We start from the raw sequence: 19,906 nt of genomic DNA on the forward strand, positions 1-19,906 counted from the left end.
TGCGTCCCACCCCCACCCTGCCACTTTTGCTCACCAAACAACATAATCGCCTCTATGCCCCGCTGCGGGTGTTTTGTCACCCCCCACCCCCGCGTTACGTTTTCCATGTACTTCTTGTCGATCGGCGGGAAGTAGATGTTCAGACCCGGGCCGACAGTCTCGTAGTACTTGCCGAAGCGCAGCACTACGGCTTGCTCCTGCTCGTCCACTACGTATACCGCGCTGTACAGCCAGACAGCCGCCAGCACAACGAGGACGATGCCGAGCAGGCCGCCGAAGCCACCACTGCTCTTGCCCGAACCACCGCCGTCATCACCACGTTTCTTACCACCACCGAACAACCCGTTCAGGCTTTCCTGCAGCTTTCGGAAGGCCTCGTCGAGATCTGGTGGCCCCTTGCGGTCGCCGTTATTGCGGCGCTTGCCACCCCAAGGATCCTGATTGTTCGAGTTGCCACCCGGCTCATTCCAAGCCATAGCGCTCTCCATCTGATAAAGCAAAGACGCACCCACGGCGCGCCGACCAATGCTACAGAATGCCTGCCGTTGCGGCACAACCGCTTTTTCAGGCTTTTATTGCAAAGTGTGTTGCTCGATGAATTCCATCGGCTGCAATCCTTCGCGGCTTACCAGTCGATTCAACTCGATCCGGGGCAAACGAACGGCCAGCAAACTGATGCCTTCTTCGTCGTGCTCTTCTTTCTGTACCGCACCGAGTTCGAAAAACTGCGCACGCAGTCGAGCGAATCGTTGCGGCAAGCGCAATGTCCCTACAAACAAATCACTGCCCAGCAACTCGGCGATGGCTTGTTCAAGCAATTCCAGACCGCTGCCATCCTTCGCCGACAACCAGACCCGTTGCGGTTTGCCATCGGCATCACGCTGGATTTGTGGCTCAACGCCTTCAAGCAAATCGAGTTTGTTGTATACCTCGAGGATCGGCAAGTCCTGGGCTCCAATCTCGCCCAGCACCACCATCACCTGCTCGATCTGCAACATGCGATCCGGTTCGGCCGCATCGATCACGTGCAACAGCAGGTCGGAATTGCTCGACTCTTCGAGCGTAGACCGAAATGCCTCGACCAGCTTGTGCGGCAAGTGACGAATGAACCCCACGGTGTCCGCCAGAACAATCGGACCCAGGTCGTCAATGTCGAGACGACGCAGGGTCGGGTCCAGCGTGGCGAACAACTGGTCAGCCGCGTACACGTCGGACTTGGTCACGTTATTGAACAGCGTGGATTTGCCGGCGTTGGTATAGCCCACCAGAGACACGGTAGGAATATCCGCACGGGAACGGCCGCGACGCGATTGCTCACGCTGGCTGCGCACTTTTTCCAGGCGGCCCTTGATCTGACGCAGGCGAACCCGCAGCAGACGACGGTCGGTTTCCAGCTGGGTTTCACCCGGACCACGCATGCCGATACCGCCACCTTGACGCTCAAGGTGAGTCCAGCCACGAACCAGCCGGGTGCTCATGTGATCAAGCTGAGCCAGTTCTACCTGGAGCTTGCCCTCATGGGTACGGGCGCGTTGGGCGAAAATATCGAGAATCAGACCGGTACGGTCGATCACGCGACACTCGAAAACACGTTCGAGGTTACGTTCCTGACTGGGCGTGAGGATGTGATTGAAGATCACCAGATCGGCCTTTTCGGCATGGACCAGGTCGCGAAGTTCTTCGACCTTGCCGCTGCCGATCAGGAATTTGGCGGTTGGCCGATGACGCGGTACGTTAAAAAACGCAACGGTCTCGGCACCCGCCGAATTAGCCAGTTCCTGAAACTCCTGCGGATCTTCGCGCGCCTCAGGGTCCTGTCCATCCAAGTGAACGAGGATTACTCGCTCACCACCACCGTGGCGCTCAAAGAACAAAGGAGACTCCTATCAGGCGTTACCTGGCTCAGCGTCCGCTTGTTCGCCATCAGCTGCGCTTGGCAGACGAATTGGACGAACTGGAACGACTGTCGAGATAGCGTGCTTGTAAACCATCTGGCTGACGGTGTTTTTCAGCAGGATAACGAACTGGTCGAACGACTCGATCGTGCCTTGCAGTTTGATACCGTTGACCAGATAGATGGAAACCCCAACTTTCTCTTTACGTAAAGTATTCAAGTAAGGGTCTTGTAGCGAATGCCCTTTTGACATGTGCCGCACTCCTTTAAGGATTCAATAATAAAAAATAGGTAAACAGATGGCTTTAGCCGTCACACCCCCAAGGATAGACGGCAATTGCAAGGACTCAGCTCAATATGGAGATGGTCCCAAGGTATTTCAAGGCGCGTGACAGATTGTCGCTGTCCAGGCTGTCGAGCCAGTGTAAGTCTGCCCAACTGCGCAGCCAGGTGAACTGGCGCTTCGCCAATTGGCGCGTGGCAATGATGCCGCGCTCCTGCATTTCGGCTGACGTCAGCTTGCCATCCAGATATTCCCAGACTTGGCGGTAGCCTACCGCACGTATAGACGGCAACCCGGGATGCAGGTCACTTCTATTACGCAGGGCTACGACCTCGTCGATGAATCCCTGTTCCAACATAATTGTGAATCTTTGTTTAATGCGCTCATGCAGTACCTGGCGATTTGCCGGAGCAATGGCCAAGTTCGCGACAGTATAGGGCAATTGTTGCTGCCCCGAAGCGGCTGCTTCAGTACTTTGCGCAGATTGTTGCAGGCGCAGGGCGGTCATGCTCTGCCCGCTGACCCGATAGACTTCCAGCGCACGACTCAGACGCTGCGGATCGTTGGGGTGAATGCGCGCCGCCGATACCGGGTCAATGATCGCCAATTGATCGTGCAGGGCTTGCCAGCCAAGGCGTACAGCCTCTTCTTCGATCTGCGCCCGCACCTCGGGATCGGCCGCCGGCATCTTTGCCAGACCTTCGACCAAAGCCTTGTAATAGAGCATCGTGCCGCCCACCAGCAGCGGAATATTGCCCCGCGCAGTGACTTCGGCCATCGCTTGCAGCGCATCACGGCGAAAATCGGCGGCCGAATACGCCTCTACCGGATCAAGAATGTCGATCAGTGCGTGCGGATGTTCGGCCAGAATTTCTTTGGAAGGTTTGGCGGTGCCGATGTCCATGCCGCGATAGACCAGCGCCGAATCGACGCTGATCAGCTCACAGGGCAGCACTTTGGTCAGTTCGATGGCCAGATCGGTCTTGCCCGCAGCGGTCGGGCCCATCAGAAAAATCGCTGGAGGAAGCTGGCTCATCAACGACCGCGCAGGAACAGTTTGTCCAGATCGTCCAGACCCAGCTGGGTCCAGGTCGGTCGGCCATGGTTGCATTGACCGCTGCGCTCGGTGTTTTCCATGTCGCGCAGCAGACCGTTCATTTCCGGCAAGGCCAGGCGCCGATTGGCGCGAATTGCGCCGTGGCAGGCCATGGTGCCGAGCAATTCGTTCAGGTGGGCCTGAATCCGGTCGCTGGTGCCGTATTCCATCAAGTCTGACAAAACATCACCGACCAGCCGATTGGCTTCGGCCTGCTTGAGCAAAGCCGGAATCTGGCGGATGGCCAGGGTTTCCGGGCCCAGACGCTGCAACTCAAAGCCCAGACGCTGGAACCATGCCGCGTGCTCTTCGGCGCAATCGGCCTCACGCTGACTGACTGCCAGCGATTCCGGCACCAGCAACGGCTGGCCGCTCAGGCCTTCACTGGCCATGGCGACTTTCAGACGCTCATACATGATCCGCTCGTGGGCGGCATGCATGTCCACCAGCACCAGACCCTGAGCGTTCTCGGACAGAATGTAGATGCCCTTGAGCTGCGCCAGTGCGTAACCGAGCGGCGGAATGTCTTCCTGCCCGGCCGGCAGCGCATTGGCGTTGGCCTCCAGCAGTGGCGCGAAGAACTCGCGATACGCAGCTTGAGCCTCAGCGGCCGGCGGCATGCCCGACTGCGGGCGCGGCGTGTATTGATACTGATAGCTGCCACCAGCGCTGGCACCCGACGAGGTATTGAACACCGGTTGTGCCTGCGGCTGCTCCAACAGGGCATTGGCCGCCAGACGCATTTCGCCTTGCGGACCGAATTCGCCGGCATCGAGGCCGGTTGGGCGAACGATGGCGGTGGTGACCGAGCCGGCAAGCTGATCTTCCGGCCGCACATCGCCCAACGCCCGGTGCAGCGTTCCGTAAAGGAAGTCATGCACCATGCGCCCGTCACGGAAGCGCACTTCGTGTTTGGTCGGGTGAACGTTGACGTCCACCGCCGACGGATCAACTTCGAAAAACAGCGCAAACGTCGGGTGACGGCCGTTGAACAGCACGTCGCGATACGCCTGACGCACCGCGTGGGCCACCAGTTTGTCGCGCACCGCCCGGCCGTTCACAAAGAAATACTGCAAATCCGCCTGACTGCGGTTGAACGTCGGCAGACCGACCCAGCCCCACAGGTGCAGGCCATTGCGCTCGATCTCGATCGGCAGCGCCTGCTCCAGGAAGCCAGCCCCGCAAATCGCCGCCACACGCCGGGCACGGGCCGCGTCATCGTGGGCTTCGTGCAGGCTGAGGATGGTCTTGCCGTTGTGGCGCAGGTGGAAAGCCACGTCGAAACGCGCCAGCGCCAGACGCTTGATCACTTCTTGCAGATGATCGAATTCGGTTTTTTCAGTCTTGAGAAACTTGCGTCGCGCCGGGGTATTGAAGAACAGGTCGCGCACTTCCACCGAGGTACCGACCGGATGCGCAGCCGGTTGCACCCGAGGCGCCATGTCGCGGCCTTCAGTCTCGACCTGCCACGCCTGATCGGCATCGCGGGTACGCGAAGTCAGGGTCAGACGCGCCACGGAGCTGATCGACGCCAGCGCTTCACCACGAAAACCGAGGCTCATCACCTGTTCGAGGTCTTCCAGATTGCGAATCTTGCTGGTGGCGTGACGGGCCAGGGCCAGCGGCAGATCATCGGCAGAAATGCCGCTGCCATCGTCACGCACCCGCAGCAGCTTGACGCCGCCCTGCTCGACATCGACGTCGATGCGTTTGGCACCGGAATCGAGGCTGTTTTCCAACAGCTCCTTGATCACCGAAGCCGGGCGCTCGACCACTTCACCGGCGGCGATCTGGTTCGCCAGCCGAGGGCTGAGCAGTTCGATACGAGCCGTGTTCAGCACTTGATTCATTCTTTGGACGCCAGTTCGGTGCCAGGAATGGTCAGGTGCTGACCGATCTTCAGCTCATCACTGCTGAGATTGTTGGCGCTGCGCAGCGTGGCCGCCGAGACCTGATAACGCACGGCGATCATCGCCAGCGTCTCACCCGGGCTCACCCGGTGATCACGCGGGCCTTGGGCGATCTTGCCCGAGTCACGCAGCCAGGCAATATAAGTGCCCGGTGGCGGGTTCTGCTGGAAGAACTGGCGCACGCCACTACTGATCGAACGCGCCAGCGCTTGCTGGTGGCTCGATGCCGAGAGTTTCGACGCTTCGTTGGCATTCGAGATAAACCCGGTTTCGACGAGAATCGACGGAATGTCCGGCGACTTCAACACCATGAAGCCTGCCTGTTCCACGCGCTGCTTGTGCAGCGGAGTCACGCGACCAATGTTGGTCAGGACTTTCTGGCCGACGTTGAGGCTGGAGGTCAGCGATGCGGTCATCGACAGGTCGAGCAGTACGCCAGCGAGCATGCGGTCCTTGTCATCGAGGCTGACGTTGCCGGCACCACCGATCAAGTCGGAACGGTTTTCGCTGTCGGCCAACCAACGCGCGGTTTCCGAGGTCGCGCCACGATCAGACAGGGCAAACACCGAGGCACCGAACGCAGCGGCCGATGGCGCGGCGTCGGCGTGAATCGATACGAACAGGTCGGCGCCCTTCTTGCGGGCGATTTCTGTACGGCCACGCAGCGGGATGAAGTAGTCACCGGTACGCGTCAGTTCGGCGCGGAAGCCTTTCATACCGTTGACCTGACGCTGCAATTCGCGAGCGATCTGCAGCACCACATCTTTTTCACGCTGGCCACGTGAGCCGGATGCGCCCGGGTCTTCGCCACCGTGACCGGCGTCGATCACCACAATAATGTCGCGCTTGCCGGCCGGGGCTGGCGGCAACTTGATCGCAGGCTCAGTCGGAGTCACCGGCACCGCAGGCAGGGTCGCGACCGACGGCGTCGGAGCAGGCGGCGGTGCGGCATCAGCGGCGTTGTCGAACAGATCGACCACCAGACGGTTGCCGTACTGCGCGTTCGGCGCCAGCGAGAAGCTTTTCGGGGTGACGGCTTTTTTCAGGTCGATGACCACCCGCAGGTCGGTCGGTGTGCGCTGTGCAGAGCGCATCGCGGTGATCGGCGTGTTCGCCGTCGAGACTTTCAGCGGCGCCCCGAGGGTCGCGCCGTTGATGTCGATCACCAGCCGATCCGGAGCGGTCAGGGTGAAAACGCTGTGCTGCACCGGGCCGCTCAGGTCGAAGACCAGTCGCGTGTTATCCGGTGCCCGCCACAGGCGCACGCTGTTGACCTTTGTATCGGCCACAGCGTTGACGGTCACTGCCATCAACATCAGTCCAGCGGCAGCCACCAACGCGCGAAAGCGCATACCTAACCCCATCATTTAATTGGATTCCAATGCCAAAGCGGCACACCAGGCCTCGCCACGCGAGCTCTGGGACAAAATTTTCAGCGAACGCCCGCTGTCTTGCGGGCTAATGGTAATGGTCAGGTCAGGCTTTGGCAAAAAGCCTGCACCTTTATCGGGCCATTCGATCAGGCACAGCGCATCGTCTTCGAAGTAATCGCGGATGCCGAGGTACTCCAGCTCCTCCGGATCGACCAGTCGATACAGGTCGAAGTGGAAGGCGCGGATATCACCGATCTCGTAGGGTTCGACCAACGTGAACGTCGGACTTTTCACTGCGCCGACATGTCCCAGCCCACGAATGATGCCTCGCGACAGGGTGGTTTTGCCCATACCGAGGTTGCCCTCGAGGAAAATCAGGCCATGGCCTTGGGTAACGCGGGCGATCCGTGCGCCAAAGTCGCTCATGGCCTGTTCATCGGCCAGGTACAGGGTTACTTCAGACACGGTGCAAGCTCCTCCAACAACTGACGAATGGCTGGAATCAGATCACTGGCCGCCAGCCCACGGCCGAATTTCCCTTGTTGCGCCCCGGCATTGGCATGCAGCCAGACCGCCAGACATGCGGCATCGAAGCCGTTCATGTGTTGCGCCAGCAAAGCGCCGACCAATCCTGCCAGCACATCACCGAGACCGGCGGTGGCCATGGCCGGATGGCCTTGGTGACACAGCGCCAGACGTCCGTCGGGATGCGCGATCAGACTGCCGGCGCCTTTCAACACCACCACTGCCGAATATTTTTTGCTCAACGCCCGTGCAGCGGCCGGACGATCAGCCTGAACCTCGGCAGTGCTGATCCCCAGCAAACGCGCCGCCTCACCCGGATGCGGCGTGATCACGCAATCCTTGGGCAGGCTGACGAAGCCGCTTGCCAGCATATTCAATGCGTCGGCGTCCCAGACCTGCGGCAACGGCGCATTGGCCGCAGCCGACAACAGTGCCCGCCCCCAACTCGCCTGCCCAAGCCCCGGACCTGCGACCAATACCGAAGCCTTTTCCAGCAAACCCATCAACTGATTGGCCGATGACGTACCGAGCACCATGACCTCCGGCACCCGGGCCAGCGCCGCCGGGACATGCTCCGGGCGCGTCGCCAGCGAAACCATGCCCGCACCGCTGCGCAAAGCGCTTTCAGTACTCAGCAGAATAGCCCCGCCGAAACCATGATCACCGCCAATCAGCAGCAAATGGCCGAACCGTCCCTTGTGCGCCGTCGGAGCACGGGCAGCCAGACGCGGCAGGTTCGCTGTCGTGAGGCGTCGGGCACTGACGGGAATATCGTTGTAGATCTCTGCGCTGGCTTGCAGATCATTGAACACCAGCGCGCCGACGCGATCCGCCGCCTCGCCAGTGAACAGGCCCAGCTTCAAGCCGATGAAGGTAACCGTGAGATCGGCACGCACCGCGACACCCAGCACATGCCCGGTATCGGAGCACAGCCCGGAAGGGATATCCACCGCTGCCACGGGCAGGCCGCTGGCGTTAAGTTGGTTGATGGCGCCGACGTAAGGCTCGCGCACGTCACCGCTCAGACCGGTGCCGAGCAAGGCATCGAGAACGATCCCGCGCAGTTCTTGCTGTGCGCTCCAGCTCTGTATGGCAACGCCTTCGGTCAGCGCCTGCGCATGGGCCAGCGCCGCGTCACCCTGCAATCGCTGCGGTTCGCCGACGGCCAGAACCTGCACCGCCCAACCCGCACGCTGTGCCTGCGCAGCCACCAGATAACCGTCGCCTGCGTTGTTGCCGTGACCAGCGAGCACCGTCAGTTCCTGCGCATCGGGCCATTGCCGCACCAGCGCCCGCCACGTCGCATGCGCTGCGAGCTGCATCAATTCGAAGCCCGGCGTGCCGGCGGCAATCAGCCGTGCGTCGAGCGCACGCACCTGCGCGGCGCAATACAGCGCGTCGGGTAATTCATCTTTCGTGTGCGGCATGCGTCTTCGGGCTCCGATGTCTGGCAGAATTATACGCACCTCAGCTCCGGTTTCTCTCGTCTCATGCCTGCTATTACTACAGACCTCCCCGCCCTCGCCCAATCCATCAAGGATTGGGGCCGCGAGCTGGGCTTTCAGCAAGTCGGCATCAGCGGTCTGGACCTCGCCGAGCATGAACAGCATCTCGAGCGCTGGCTCGAAGCTGGCTACCACGGCGAAATGGATTACATGGGCGCCCATGGCAGCAAACGCTCGCATCCGGAAGAACTCGTGCCGGGCACTTTGCGCGTGGTTTCCCTGCGCATGGACTACCTGCCGGGCGATACCGAAATGGCCAAACGTCTGGCGCAACCGGAAAAAGCTTACGTTTCGCGTTATGCCTTGGGCCGCGATTACCACAAATTGATCCGTAAACGCGTTCAACAATTGGCGGACAAGATTCAGGCCGAGATCGGCCCGTTCGGTTTCCGCGCCTTCGTCGACAGCGCCCCGGTGCTGGAAAAAGCCATCGCCGAACAGGCCGGGCTCGGCTGGATCGGCAAAAACACCCTGGTATTGAACCGCAAGGCTGGCAGCTATTTTTTCCTCAGCGAACTGTTCGTCGATCTGCCACTGCCGGTGGATGACCCGCACAGCACCGAACATTGCGGCCGCTGCACGGCCTGCCTCGACATCTGCCCGACCAACGCCTTCGTCGGCCCTTATGTTCTGGACGCGCGACGCTGCATTTCTTACCTGACCATCGAACTGAAAAACGCCATCCCCGAAGACCTGCGACCGTTGATCGGCAATCGCGTGTTCGGTTGCGATGACTGCCAGATCGTCTGCCCATGGAACCGTTTCGCCAAGCCATCCGGGGAAAGCGACTTCAAACCGCGCCACAACCTCGACAACGCCGAACTGGCCGAGCTGTTCATGTGGGATGAGGACAAATTCCTCAGCAGCACCGAAGGCTCACCGCTGCGCCGCGCCGGTTATGAGCGCTGGTTGCGCAATCTGGCGGTCGGGCTGGGCAATGCACCGTCGAGCATTCCAGTGCTGGAAGCGCTGAAGGCGCGACGGGACTATCCGTCAGAGCTGGTACGAGAGCATGTGGAGTGGGCTCTTAGGCAGCATGCTGAACGCAGCAGCTAACGTTATCTCTAAATTCCAACTGATTTTCTCCACTTCGCGCTACGCCCCTTACCGGTCGGCTCAATCAATCCTTCGGCTTTCAGGGCGCGCAGAACCGAACGTACTGTGTCTCGGCTTACTCCGGGGCAAGACTCCTCAATTTCTGTAATAGAAAAAGGCAGATTTCTGCTCAAGGCTATCTCCCTGACCCGATCACTTTTTCCGCCACGACGGGTATCGATAGTCCCAACGCGCTCTTCGAACTCTTTGTACGCTCGAAGTAATGCACCCCAAAAATAGTCCACCCAGGGTTGCACGTCGTGCGTGCCGTCATGCCACTTTTGAGAGCTGATCTCGAGCGTCTCGTAATAGCCTTCCTTTGATTCCTCAAATATCCGCTCAAGACTGATGAAACGCCCGACTCGATAATCAAACTGGTAAAGCAGTAGTAACGTCAACAAACGAGCTACACGACCTTTACCATCCGAGAAAGGATGAATACACAGAAAATCCAGGACGGTGAGCGGTATCAGGACGAGAGGGTCAGCTAGATTTTGCTGAGCTACCAGATGGTATTGCATCAGCATTTCCGCCATTGCAATAGGCGTTAGATGTGCGGCCACTGGTTGAAAGCGAACCCGCGAAGTTCCGTCGGGATTACGCTCGATGATGTCGTTGTTTGTCGCTTTCCAGTCACCACCGGACTGCGGTAGATAGCGGTATAGCAAACTGTGTAGCTGCCTCAGGACACCCTCAGAAAAAGGCATGTCCCCGGCCGCTTCATGGATGAGTGAAAGCGCATCGCGATAGCCGGCAATTTCCTGTTCTGATCGACTTTGCGGATCGGTGGTTTTGCTCATCAGCGATTTCAAACGGGCGGGTGCGACAATCACACCCTCCAAGCGGTTAGACGACTCAGTGGATTCGATAACAGCAAGCTGTTTCAGGATGACCTGTTAAATGGGGGAGAAAAGACTAAAAGGGGTATTTAAGGCTTCAGATACCCTATTTAAGTCATTTTTACTCCATTTACACCCCGCAAACTATTCAACAATCCCGACAGAATATTTCGCCCCGCAGCACGTAGCCGATATCAAGGCGCGTCGTTATAGACGAACTTGGGCATTTCCCAGTGGAAGCGGATGGCGAGCAGGCGCAGCAGGAAGCCGCCGAACAGGGTGATCAATATCGCCTGTTCGCTTGGCACGTTCAGATAGAGGCACAGCATGTAGCACCACGCAGCGGCGAACGAGACGCTGGCGTAGAGTTCGCGGCGGAAGATCAGCGGGATGTCGTTGCAGAAGATGTCGCGCAGGATGCCGCCGAAAACCCCGGTGATCACACCGCTGACTGACGCCACCAGCATGCCGTGGCCCATTTCCAGTGCGGTCATGCAGCCGATCAGGGTGAACGCCACCAGCCCGACGGCGTCGAGCACCAGAAACAGCGAGCGCAGGTGACGCATCCAGCGTGCAGTGAATACGGTGAACATCGCCGCGACCGAGGTCAGCACCAGGTATTCCGGGTGTTTGACCCAGGTCAGCGGGTAATGCCCGAGCAGCACATCGCGCACCGAACCGCCGCCCAACGCCGTGACGCAGGCGATCAATACCACGCCGAACCAGTCCATGCCACGGCGCCCGGCAGACAGCGCGCCAGTCATGGCTTCAGCGGTAATGGCGATCAGATAGAGCATCAGCAACATGGTGGCGATCCTGGCAGGAAGGCGCGCAGTCTAGCCATTTCGGTGCAGCACCAAAAGAGGGCGGTGCCGTTACAGATTACTCGGTGAACGCGATACCTGTGGCGAGGGGATTTATCCCCGTTCGGCTGCGCAGCAGTCGCAAAACCTGCACACGCGGTCTTTCCGTTGTAATGCAGGGGGATCGCTTCGCAATCCAACGGGGATAAATCCCCTCGCCACAAAAGCCATCACCCACCGAATCCGAACTCAGAACTTGATGAAGTGCTTGCGGTAGTGCTGCAGCTCGGCGATGGATTCGCGGATGTCGTCCAGCGCCAAATGCGTGCTGCCCTTCTTGAAGCTGTCGCGCACATCCGGAGCCCAGCGTGCCGCCAGCTCTTTGAGCGTGGACACGTCGAGGTTGCGGTAGTGGAAGTAGCTTTCCAGGGATTTCATGTGCGTATAAAGGAAGCGGCGATCCTGGCAGATGCTGTTACCGCAGATCGGCGACTTGCCCTTCGGCACCCACTTTTCAAGGAACGCGATGGTTTCAGCTTCGGCTTCAGCCATGCTCACGCGGCTGTCGCGCACGCGCTGGGTCAGGCCGGAGTTACCGTGAGTGCGAGTGTTCCATTCGTCCATACGGGCGAGGACTTCGTCGCTGTGGTGAATGGCGATCACCGGGCCTTCGGCCAGGGTGTTCAGGTCACTGTCGGTGACGATAGTGGCCATTTCGATGATGACGTCGTTATCAGGATCAAGACCGGTCATTTCCAGGTCGATCCAGATCAGATTCTGCGGGTTTTGCATATTTCGGCTCCTGAGCAATGCTGCGCAGTTTAGCCTAGGCCGGTGGCCGGGCGTGCTAAACTCGCGGCCGTTTTACCTAATCGCTGCATTATTCATACGGAACACCCATGGCCAAACGCCAACTCAATCGTCGTCAAAACTGGCGCATCGAAAAGATTCAGGGCGAACGCGCCGCACGCGCCGCCAAACGCGAGTCCTCGGCTGTCGAAGCCCTCGAGGGCGGCGATCTGGGCCCGGAACAGACCGGCCTGGTAATCGCTCACTTCGGCGTACAGGTCGAAGTCGAAGCGCTGGATGGCGAACTGGCCGGCCAGGTCTTCCGTTGCCATTTGCGCGCCAACCTGCCCGCGCTGGTGACCGGCGATCAGGTGGTCTGGCGTGCCGGCAACCAGGGCATTGGTGTGATCGTCGCGCAACTGCCGCGTAACACTGAACTCTGTCGCCCCGACAGCCGTGGCCAGCTCAAGCCGGTAGCCGCCAACGTCGACATGATCGTCATCGTCTTCGCGCCGCTGCCCGAGCCGCATGCCAACCTGATCGACCGCTATCTGGTCGCAGCCGAGCACGCTGGAATTCGCCCGTTGTTGCTGCTGAACAAATTTGACCTGATCGATGAGCAGAACGCCCCGGCGCTCAACGCATTGCTGGCGGTCTATCGCACGCTGGGTTATCCAGTGCTGGAAGTCTCGGCGCACCACGGCAATGGCATGGAACAGCTGCAACAGCAGCTCGACGGGCGCATCAGCGTGTTCGTCGGCCAGTCAGGTGTCGGCAAGTCGTCGCTGGTCAACAGCCTGCTGCCGGAAGTCGAAACCCGCGTCGGCCCGTTGTCCGAGCTGTCCGGCCAGGGCACTCACACCACGACGACCGCGCGGCTGTTCCACTTCCCGGGCGGCGGCGAACTGATCGACTCACCGGGTATCCGTGAGTTCGGTCTGGGCCACGTCAGCCGCGCCGATGTCGAAGCCGGTTTCATCGAGTTCAACGACTTGCTCGGAACCTGCCGCTTCCGCGACTGCAAACATGACCGCGAACCGGGTTGTGCACTGCTCAAAGCGCTGGAAGATGGCCGCGTGCAGCAGCAGCGAATGAACAGCTACCGCTCGATCATCGCCAGCTTGCCTGAAAGCAGCTACTAAACAGACGCATCGGCAGCCCCGACTCAACGGGGCTGCCGATTGTCGTACGCAGCCCTACAAAATCCCGTTCGCCTTAAACGTCAGATCATTCTGTAGGAGCGATTCCTGCCTGTTTGCAGGACATTTCTCTTTCACTCCGCAGGTCTTGTGAGCCCCGTCCAGAGGCCTACATTCGGTTCCTCTTCGCACTTTCGCGATATCGGGGAACCCTCATGCAAACCTACCATTTGTTCATCAGCCACTCGTGGAACTACTCAGACACCCACGACAATCTGGTTCGTCTGCTCACCGCGCATCCGACTTTCACCTTCAAGAACTTTTCGGTGCCACCGCACAATCCAATCGTCGGCGCGCAAACCGACAAGCAGTTGGCAGAAGCCATCGAAAACAAGATTCGCCCTTGCTCGGCGGTGCTGATCATGGCCGGCATGTATTCGACTTACAGCAAGTGGATCAACAAGGAAATCGAGATCGCCAAACGCATGGGCAAGGTGATCATCGCCGTCAAGCCGTTCGGCGCCGAGCGGATTTCCACCGTGGTCCGTGACGCCGCTCACGCCGAGTGCGCATGGAACACCAACAGCATCGTCGCTGCGATTCGACTGCATACGGCGGTGTGATCATGCGTAAAGGTCTGTTTATCGGCATCAACCATTACGAACATGTTTCGCCTCTGAGCGGCTGTAACAACGACGCAATGGCCATGGCTTCGGTACTGGAGCGCCACGCCAACGGCCGCCCGAATTTCAGCAGCAAAGTGCTGACCTCATCGGAAGAACGCCTGACGCTCAACACCATGAAACAGCATATTCAGAGCCTGTTTTCCGGTGATTGCGATGTGGCGCTGCTGTACTTCGCCGGCCATGGTCAGTTCGACACAAGCATCGATGAGGGGCTGCTGATCCCACAGGATTTCAAACATGGCGGCGAAGGCATCCGCATCAGCGACATTTTGCAGTGGGCGGACCAGGCTCCGCACATCAAGAACAAGATCATCATTCTCGATTGCTGCCAGTCCGGCGCCGCCGCTGCCATGCGCGGTTTGCGCGGCGGTAACAGCGTGATCGGCGAAGGCATGACCATTCTCACCGCCTGTAAAAAGGAACAGGTCGCCCTCGAAAGCCGTGGCCACGGCGTGTTCACCGATTTGCTGCTACAAGCGCTGCACGGCGGCGCCGCCAACGTGCTGGGCAAGGTCACGCCGGGCAGCGTGTATTCGTTTGTCGACAATGCGCTCGGCGCTTGGGAACAGCGGCCGGTGTTCAAGACCAACGTTTCGCAGTTCGTGCCACTGCGCGAGGTCGCGCCACTGATCGCCGAGGAAACCCTGCGCAAACTCAAGGACTGGTTCCCCGATCCGGGCTACGTGTTCAGGCTCGATCCGAGCTACGAACCCACCGAAGCCTCGTTCGATCCCGATCACGGCGATATCTTCAAACAACTGCAAATGTGCAACCGCCACAGCCTGATCGAACCGGTGGACGCCGAGCATATGTATTACGCAGCCCTCCACTCCACCGGCTGCCGCCTCACGGCGCTCGGCGCCTATTACCGCGAACTCGCTATCAAAGGACATTTCTGATGCCAGTCTTTATCAGCTACCGCCACATGGATCGGGCCCGGGCCATTGCCATCAACAGCCGCCTGATGCAGGCCAACATCAAAACCTACCTCGACGTGCTGGACGCCGAATCGCAGACCACCGACGACATCACCGGGGTAATCACTCGCAACATCAACGAATGCACGCACTTGCTCGCGGTGGTCTCGGAGAAGACTGCGCTGTCGTGGTGGGTGCCGTTCGAGATTGGCGAGGCGACCATCACCAATCGGCGGATCTGCTCGTTCAAGACCGGGCCGACGGAGTTGCCGCTGTATCTGGATAAATGGCCGAAGTTGAGTAACGAGAAGGATCTGGAGTTCTTCATCGATGCATATCGCAGCGAAGGGACGAGCAAGCGCTCGATGTTGCTGGACTCGGTGACAGGTACTCAGTCGAACCGTAGCGCGAACAAGAGCAATGCAGATCAGTTTCATGAGGCGCTTAAAAACCGGGTACATCGCGGTTTTTGAAGCCAAGGGCAGACCGGCCGATCAGCCACAAAAAAGCCGACATCACTGTCGGCTTTTTTGTGGATCACTGCTTCGGCGCTGGAGCCGGGGCAGTTGCCGGTGGAGCTGCCGGCGCAGGCGCTGGGGCGGGTGCCGCAGCCCCCGGTGTGGCTGGCTTCGGCGCGGCGTCATCAAACAGATTCAAGCGCTCGCGCAACTCGTGCGCAGGCACCGGTTGCTGATCCGCCGGCAATGCGTTCGGATCAACTGGCGCTGCCGGGGCCGCGCCGTTCTGACCTTCAGTGGCAGGTTTAGCCGGATCGGCACCCTGCGAGCCTTCGATGGCCGCTTGCGCCTTTTTGGTCAGCACGACGATGTCGATACGGCGGTTGACCGGGTTGAACGGGTTCTCCTTGTCGAACAGTGCCGACGAGGCGTAACCCACCACCCGTGCGACTTGCGAGTCCGGATAACTGCCTGCCACCAGCGCACGCCGGGCGGCGTTGGCGCGGTTGGCCGAAAGCTCCCAGTTGCCGAAATCGCCGCTGCCGGTGTACGGCTTGGCGTCGGTGTGGCCGCTGATGCTGATCTTGTTCGGCACCGCTTTGATGGTGTCGGCCATGGCCAGCAGGATGTCTTCGAAGTACGGCTTCAGACGTGCAGAACCGGAGTCGAACATCGGACGGTTTTCGGCGTCCATGATCTGGATGCGCAAGCCGTTCGGAGTGATCTCGAACAGGATCTGATCCTTGAACTTCTGCAGTTGCGGGTTCTCGTCGACCTTGTTCTGCAATTCCTGCAGCAGCAGTTCCAGACGTTCCTTCTCGACCTGCTCGGCCATGCCTTCGACTTGCTCGGTGTCGACCGTGACCTTGTCCGGTTGCGGCTGCGACTTCACCTCAGGGTTGAGGGTGTTTTCCGGCGCGAGGGTCGGCGTGCCGCCCAGGTCGATGATGTACGGCGTACCGCTTTCGGAGAAACCGACCGGGTCTTTGAAGTAACCGGCGATGGCGATCTTCTGTTCCGGGGTGGCGGTGGACAACAGCCACAACACCAGGAAGAACGCCATCATCGCCGTGGCGAAGTCGGCAAACGCGATTTTCCACGCGCCACCGTGATGCCCACCGGCGATGCGCTTGACGCGCTTGATGATTATCGGCTGGTTATTTTCCATGACTTAGCGACCGCGAACTGCTTGTTCCAGCTCGGCGAAGCTTGGACGGTGCGCCGGGTACAGAACCTTGCGCCCGAATTCCACGGCCAGCGATGGCGGCATGCCGGAGGCCGACGCCACCAGAGAGGCCTTGATGGCTTCGTAGACGTTCAGTTCTTCCTTGGCATCGTGGGCCAGGGAGTGCGCCAGCGGACCGAAGAAACCGTAGGCCGCGAGAATACCGAAGAAGGTACCAACCAGTGCCGCACCTACGTGCAGGCCGATGGATTTCTGATCGCCTTCACCCAGCGAGGCCATGGTCACCACGATACCCAATACCGCCGCGACGATACCGAAACCGGGCATGGCGTCGGCGATGCCGTTGACCGCGTGCGATGGATGTTCAAGGTCTTCTTTGAGGCTGTAGAGCTCCATGTCGAACAGGCCTTCCAGCTCGTGCGGAGCCATGTTGCCGGAGGACATGATGCGCAGGTAATCACAGATGAACGCGGTCATGCGCTCGTCTTTGAGCACGGCCGGGTACTTGGCGAAAATCGGGCTCGCAGCGGCGTCTTCGATGTCGCCCTCGATGGCCATCATGCCTTCGCGGCGGCTCTTGTTGAGGATCTCGTAGATCAGGCCCAGCACTTCAAGATAGAAGGTGTGGCTGAAGCGCGAACTGAACATGCTCAGGGATTTCTTGAGCACGTGCATCGTCATGTAGCCGGGGTTGGCCTGCAGGAATGCACCGAGTGCGGCACCACCGATGATCAACACCTCGAAGGGCTGGATCAGGGCGGCAATCTTGCCGTGGGAAAGCACGTATCCGCCGAGCACGCTCGCGAATACGACGATGATGCCGATAATTTTAGCCATAGGTAGGAAAGTACTTATTGAGTCGGGTTCAAGGTCATATTCGGAAGTTAAAAAATCTCTTCTTCTACTTATCGGCAAAACTGCGCCAGACTATAGCCAGTTCAGGCGAAAAGCCAATTTAGCCCGTGCCGGGCGCGTCTACAGCAGATGAAGATCCCGTCCAGACATGGCTAATGAAACGAACGTTCCACACGCAAACCCGACCACACTCGACGGCTGGGTGAAGCTGCTCGACAGCGTTCGACTGCCGGTGCCGCAAGAGGCGCACGACAAAGTCTGTCGGGCGATCCGCGACAATCGCAGCTCGCTTCGCGATATCGCCGACCTGATGCAGGAAAGCCCGGCGCTGGCCTTGAGCATCATCCGTGAGGCCAATCGTCACACCCACGCGAGCATGGCCGAACCTGCGGAAAATCTTGAGGTGGCGATCAATCGCCTCGGTCTCGCCCGCACCGAAGAATTGCTCGCACGCCTGCCGGCCGAACCGCAGATGCAGATCCCCAAGGCCCTGCGCCAACTGCAAATGATCAGCCAGCACGCCACGCAACAGGCCAATGGTTTCTTCGCCAGCCGCCTCGCACGTCTGTGGCAGGACATTCATTGGGGCAGCCTGCTGTTTCTTTCGCCGCTGTGGCCGCTGGCGCTGACCTATCCGAAGTTGCTCGAAGAGTGGGAACTGCGGGTGATTCACAAGGGTGAATCGGCACGCGACGTCGAAAAGCAGTTGTTTGGTGTACGCCTGCTGAAAATCGCTCAGGCGCTGGTCGAAGTCTGGCGTCTGCCGATCTGGGTGCAACAGGGCTATAAACTGTTGCTCAGCGAACAACGCGAACTGGTCAAAGTGCTGCGCATCGCCCGCGACAGCGAACACCCGTTGCGCCAGCAAAATCGCCTCGATGATGACCCGACCCTGCGTCGCTGGCTCAATCAACCGGCCAACACCGTGTTGCTGGCCAACGGTCTGGCGCTGTCGGCGCAACAGGCCTGGGACAGCCCGCACAGTGAACGCTGGCAGTACCTGACCAGCCTTTATCTGCAAATCCCGATGGAAGAGGTGCAGCAACAGTTGCACCAGCAGGCTGCCAACAGTGCGCGCCAGCACGCCATGCCGGATTTGTGGCACCCGGCGGAGTCGCTGCTGTGGCCATGGGGCACCCACCGTTTGCCGGCCAGGATGCTTCCGGCGGCGGCGCCGACTGCCGAGGATCTGGCGAAATGGCGCCAGCAGTGCGCCGAGTTGCTGGCCGAGCCGAGTCGCTTTACCAACGCCATGTCTTTGACCGTCGCCGCCCGCGATGCGCTGGTTGCCAGCGGTATGCGCCGGGTGATGATCCTGATGGCCGACCGCACTCACGCCAATCTGCGCGTGCATCAAACCAGCGGCTTACCGAAAGAGGCTGCCGGACTCAATTTCGTCGTCAGTCAGAGCAAGGTTCTGCAACGCCTGCTCGCGCAACAGGCGCAGGTGCGGATCAGCCCGGAAAACAACGCGCAATTCTCGGCCCTGCTGCCGGCAGGTTTGCGCACGCTGTTCCGTGGCGAGCATTTGTTCCTGCGCTCGCTGGTGAACAACGGGCGGGTGATCATGATCGTCGTCGCAGATCAGGGTGGCGGGCCGTTCGCTGACATCACCGTACAAGCCTTCGGCAAAACCGCGCAGTGCATCGAAAAAGCCCTGCATAGCTTTAGCAGCCGCGGCCAGTGAGGCTGCGCTACAATCCTCCCCTTTGTGCTCTGGAGACCTCACATGTCTGACTTCTCTGGCTTGCCGCTCGTCATCGAACCGAGCGACCTGCTCCCTCGGCTCGAGGCCCGCGATCTGATTCTGGTGGATCTGACCAGCGCTGCCCGCTATACCGAGGGACACATCCCCGGCGCACGTTTCGTCGACCCGAAACGCACCCAGTTGGGCCAGGCGCCCGCGCCGGGCCTGCTGCCGGGCAAAGATAAACTCGAAGAGCTGTTCGGAGAACTGGGCCATCACAAAGACGCGGTCTACGTCGTTTATGACGACGAAGGTGGCGGCTGGGCCGGGCGCTTCATCTGGCTGCTCGACGTGATCGGTCACGATAAATATCACTACATCGATGGTGGTCTGCCGGCGTGGCTGGCGGAAGGTTCGCCAATGTCGATCCAGATTCCCCCGGCAGTCGGCGGCCCGGTGGCCCTGACCCTGCACGATGAGCCAACCGCTACCCGCGAGTATCTGCAAAGCCGTCTCGGCGCTGCGGATCTGGCGATCTGGGATGCACGCGGCCCGCTGGAATATTCCGGCGAGAAAGTGCTGGCGGCAAAGGGTGGCCACATTCCCGGCGCGGTCAATTTCGAATGGACCGCGGGCATGGACCAGGCGCGTCAGTTGCGCATTCGCAGCGACATGCCGCAAATCCTTGAACAACTGGGCATCACCAAGGACAAGGAAATCATTACTCACTGCCAGACCCATCACCGGTCGGGCTTCACTTATCTGGTGGCCAAAGCCCTCGGTTATCCGCGGGTCAAGGGCTACGCCGGTTCCTGGGGCGAATGGGGCAACCACCCTGACACGCCCGTAGAGATTTAAGGTTTTTT

General features: G+C 59.8%; 19 protein-coding genes and 1 pseudogene. 7 read left to right on the forward strand and 13 right to left on the reverse strand.

Features of this window, described 5'->3' with window-relative positions; genetic code table 11:
• The 8 genes from ACIOZM_RS17860 to ACIOZM_RS17895 form a co-directional block, all read right to left on the reverse strand.
• A partial coding sequence (locus tag ACIOZM_RS17860; protein WP_401216127.1) for a protease modulator HflK N-terminal domain-containing protein occupies positions 1-476 on the reverse strand: 476 nt, incomplete at its 3' end.
• A gap of 96 nt (positions 477-572) precedes the next feature.
• Entirely contained in the window at positions 573-1,874 is a 1,302-nt protein-coding gene (gene hflX / locus ACIOZM_RS17865; protein ID WP_401216128.1) for a ribosome rescue GTPase HflX, read from the reverse strand.
• A 12-nt stretch (positions 1,875-1,886) separates the two neighbouring features.
• Positions 1,887-2,147: an RNA chaperone Hfq gene (gene hfq, locus ACIOZM_RS17870; protein WP_401216129.1), complete on the reverse strand. Its 261-nt coding sequence runs from the start codon at positions 2,145-2,147 to the stop codon at positions 1,887-1,889.
• Between the two features lie 94 nt (positions 2,148-2,241).
• Positions 2,242-3,213 (reverse strand): tRNA (adenosine(37)-N6)-dimethylallyltransferase MiaA, encoded by a 972-nt coding sequence (gene miaA / locus ACIOZM_RS17875; protein WP_401216130.1) that lies wholly within the window; start codon positions 3,211-3,213, stop codon positions 2,242-2,244.
• Positions 3,213-5,123: a DNA mismatch repair endonuclease MutL gene (gene mutL / locus ACIOZM_RS17880; protein WP_401216131.1), complete on the reverse strand. Its 1,911-nt coding sequence runs from the start codon at positions 5,121-5,123 to the stop codon at positions 3,213-3,215. Before mutL ends, miaA begins: the two co-directional genes overlap by 1 nt.
• Positions 5,120-6,499, reverse strand: coding sequence for an N-acetylmuramoyl-L-alanine amidase (locus ACIOZM_RS17885; protein WP_401216187.1), 1,380 nt, complete (start codon positions 6,497-6,499; stop codon positions 5,120-5,122). Before ACIOZM_RS17885 ends, mutL begins: the two co-directional genes overlap by 4 nt.
• A 51-nt stretch (positions 6,500-6,550) precedes the next feature.
• Positions 6,551-7,021: a tRNA (adenosine(37)-N6)-threonylcarbamoyltransferase complex ATPase subunit type 1 TsaE gene (gene tsaE, locus ACIOZM_RS17890; RefSeq protein ID WP_401216132.1), complete on the reverse strand. Its 471-nt coding sequence runs from the start codon at positions 7,019-7,021 to the stop codon at positions 6,551-6,553.
• Positions 7,009-8,508 carry an NAD(P)H-hydrate dehydratase gene (locus tag ACIOZM_RS17895; RefSeq protein WP_401216133.1) on the reverse strand — a complete coding sequence of 500 codons (1,500 nt, stop codon included), beginning with the start codon at positions 8,506-8,508 and terminating at the stop codon, positions 7,009-7,011. The genes tsaE and ACIOZM_RS17895 overlap by 13 nt, the downstream gene beginning before the upstream one ends.
• A gap of 63 nt (positions 8,509-8,571) precedes the next feature.
• Between ACIOZM_RS17895 and queG the strand changes: the two genes are divergently transcribed.
• On the forward strand, positions 8,572-9,642 hold the full coding sequence (queG, locus tag ACIOZM_RS17900; protein ID WP_401216134.1) for a tRNA epoxyqueuosine(34) reductase QueG: 1,071 nt from the start codon (positions 8,572-8,574) through the stop codon (positions 9,640-9,642).
• Positions 9,643-9,650: 8 nt separating this feature from the next.
• On the opposite strand, the pseudogene ACIOZM_RS17905 reads toward queG, so the two are convergent.
• The 3 genes and pseudogenes from ACIOZM_RS17905 to orn all read right to left on the reverse strand — a co-directional run.
• Positions 9,651-10,568, reverse strand: a pseudogene (locus ACIOZM_RS17905) (Fic family protein); the annotation flags it as partial.
• A 146-nt stretch (positions 10,569-10,714) separates the two neighbouring features.
• Complete coding sequence (locus ACIOZM_RS17910) at positions 10,715-11,326, reverse strand: trimeric intracellular cation channel family protein (RefSeq protein ID WP_095120635.1); 612 nt, start codon at positions 11,324-11,326, stop codon at positions 10,715-10,717.
• A 246-nt stretch (positions 11,327-11,572) separates the two neighbouring features.
• Positions 11,573-12,115 carry an oligoribonuclease gene (gene orn / locus ACIOZM_RS17915; RefSeq protein WP_401216135.1) on the reverse strand — a complete coding sequence of 181 codons (543 nt, stop codon included), beginning with the start codon at positions 12,113-12,115 and terminating at the stop codon, positions 11,573-11,575.
• 107 nt (positions 12,116-12,222) lie between these two features.
• Between orn and rsgA the strand changes: the two genes are divergently transcribed.
• The 4 genes from rsgA to ACIOZM_RS17935 all read left to right on the forward strand — a co-directional run bounded on the left by rsgA (position 12,223) and on the right by ACIOZM_RS17935 (position 15,327).
• Positions 12,223-13,254 (forward strand): small ribosomal subunit biogenesis GTPase RsgA, encoded by a 1,032-nt coding sequence (rsgA, locus tag ACIOZM_RS17920; RefSeq protein WP_401216136.1) that lies wholly within the window; start codon positions 12,223-12,225, stop codon positions 13,252-13,254.
• A gap of 212 nt (positions 13,255-13,466) precedes the next feature.
• Complete coding sequence (locus ACIOZM_RS17925) at positions 13,467-13,874, forward strand: TIR domain-containing protein (RefSeq protein WP_401216137.1); 408 nt, start codon at positions 13,467-13,469, stop codon at positions 13,872-13,874.
• 2 nt (positions 13,875-13,876) lie between these two features.
• Entirely contained in the window at positions 13,877-14,836 is a 960-nt protein-coding gene (locus ACIOZM_RS17930; RefSeq protein WP_401216138.1) for a caspase domain-containing protein, read from the forward strand.
• Entirely contained in the window at positions 14,836-15,327 is a 492-nt protein-coding gene (locus tag ACIOZM_RS17935; protein WP_401216139.1) for a toll/interleukin-1 receptor domain-containing protein, read from the forward strand. The genes ACIOZM_RS17930 and ACIOZM_RS17935 overlap by 1 nt, the downstream gene beginning before the upstream one ends.
• A 64-nt stretch (positions 15,328-15,391) precedes the next feature.
• Here ACIOZM_RS17935 and motB read toward each other — a convergent pair whose 3' ends face one another.
• Complete coding sequence (motB, locus tag ACIOZM_RS17940) at positions 15,392-16,480, reverse strand: flagellar motor protein MotB (RefSeq protein ID WP_401216140.1); 1,089 nt, start codon at positions 16,478-16,480, stop codon at positions 15,392-15,394.
• Between the two features lie 3 nt (positions 16,481-16,483).
• Positions 16,484-17,335: a flagellar motor stator protein MotA gene (motA, locus tag ACIOZM_RS17945; protein WP_007915795.1), complete on the reverse strand. Its 852-nt coding sequence runs from the start codon at positions 17,333-17,335 to the stop codon at positions 16,484-16,486.
• A 166-nt stretch (positions 17,336-17,501) separates the two neighbouring features.
• Between motA and ACIOZM_RS17950 the strand changes: the two genes are divergently transcribed.
• Together ACIOZM_RS17950 and ACIOZM_RS17955 are read left to right on the forward strand one after the other, a co-directional pair.
• Positions 17,502-19,040: an HDOD domain-containing protein gene (locus tag ACIOZM_RS17950; protein WP_401216141.1), complete on the forward strand. Its 1,539-nt coding sequence runs from the start codon at positions 17,502-17,504 to the stop codon at positions 19,038-19,040.
• A gap of 42 nt (positions 19,041-19,082) precedes the next feature.
• Positions 19,083-19,898 carry a rhodanese-like domain-containing protein gene (locus ACIOZM_RS17955; protein WP_401216142.1) on the forward strand — a complete coding sequence of 272 codons (816 nt, stop codon included), beginning with the start codon at positions 19,083-19,085 and terminating at the stop codon, positions 19,896-19,898.
• The last annotated feature ends 8 nt before the right edge of the window (positions 19,899-19,906 follow it).

Origin of the sequence: Pseudomonas sp. NPDC087346 (assembly GCF_044744235.1) — a bacterium.
Classification (GTDB): domain Bacteria; phylum Pseudomonadota; class Gammaproteobacteria; order Pseudomonadales; family Pseudomonadaceae; genus Aquipseudomonas.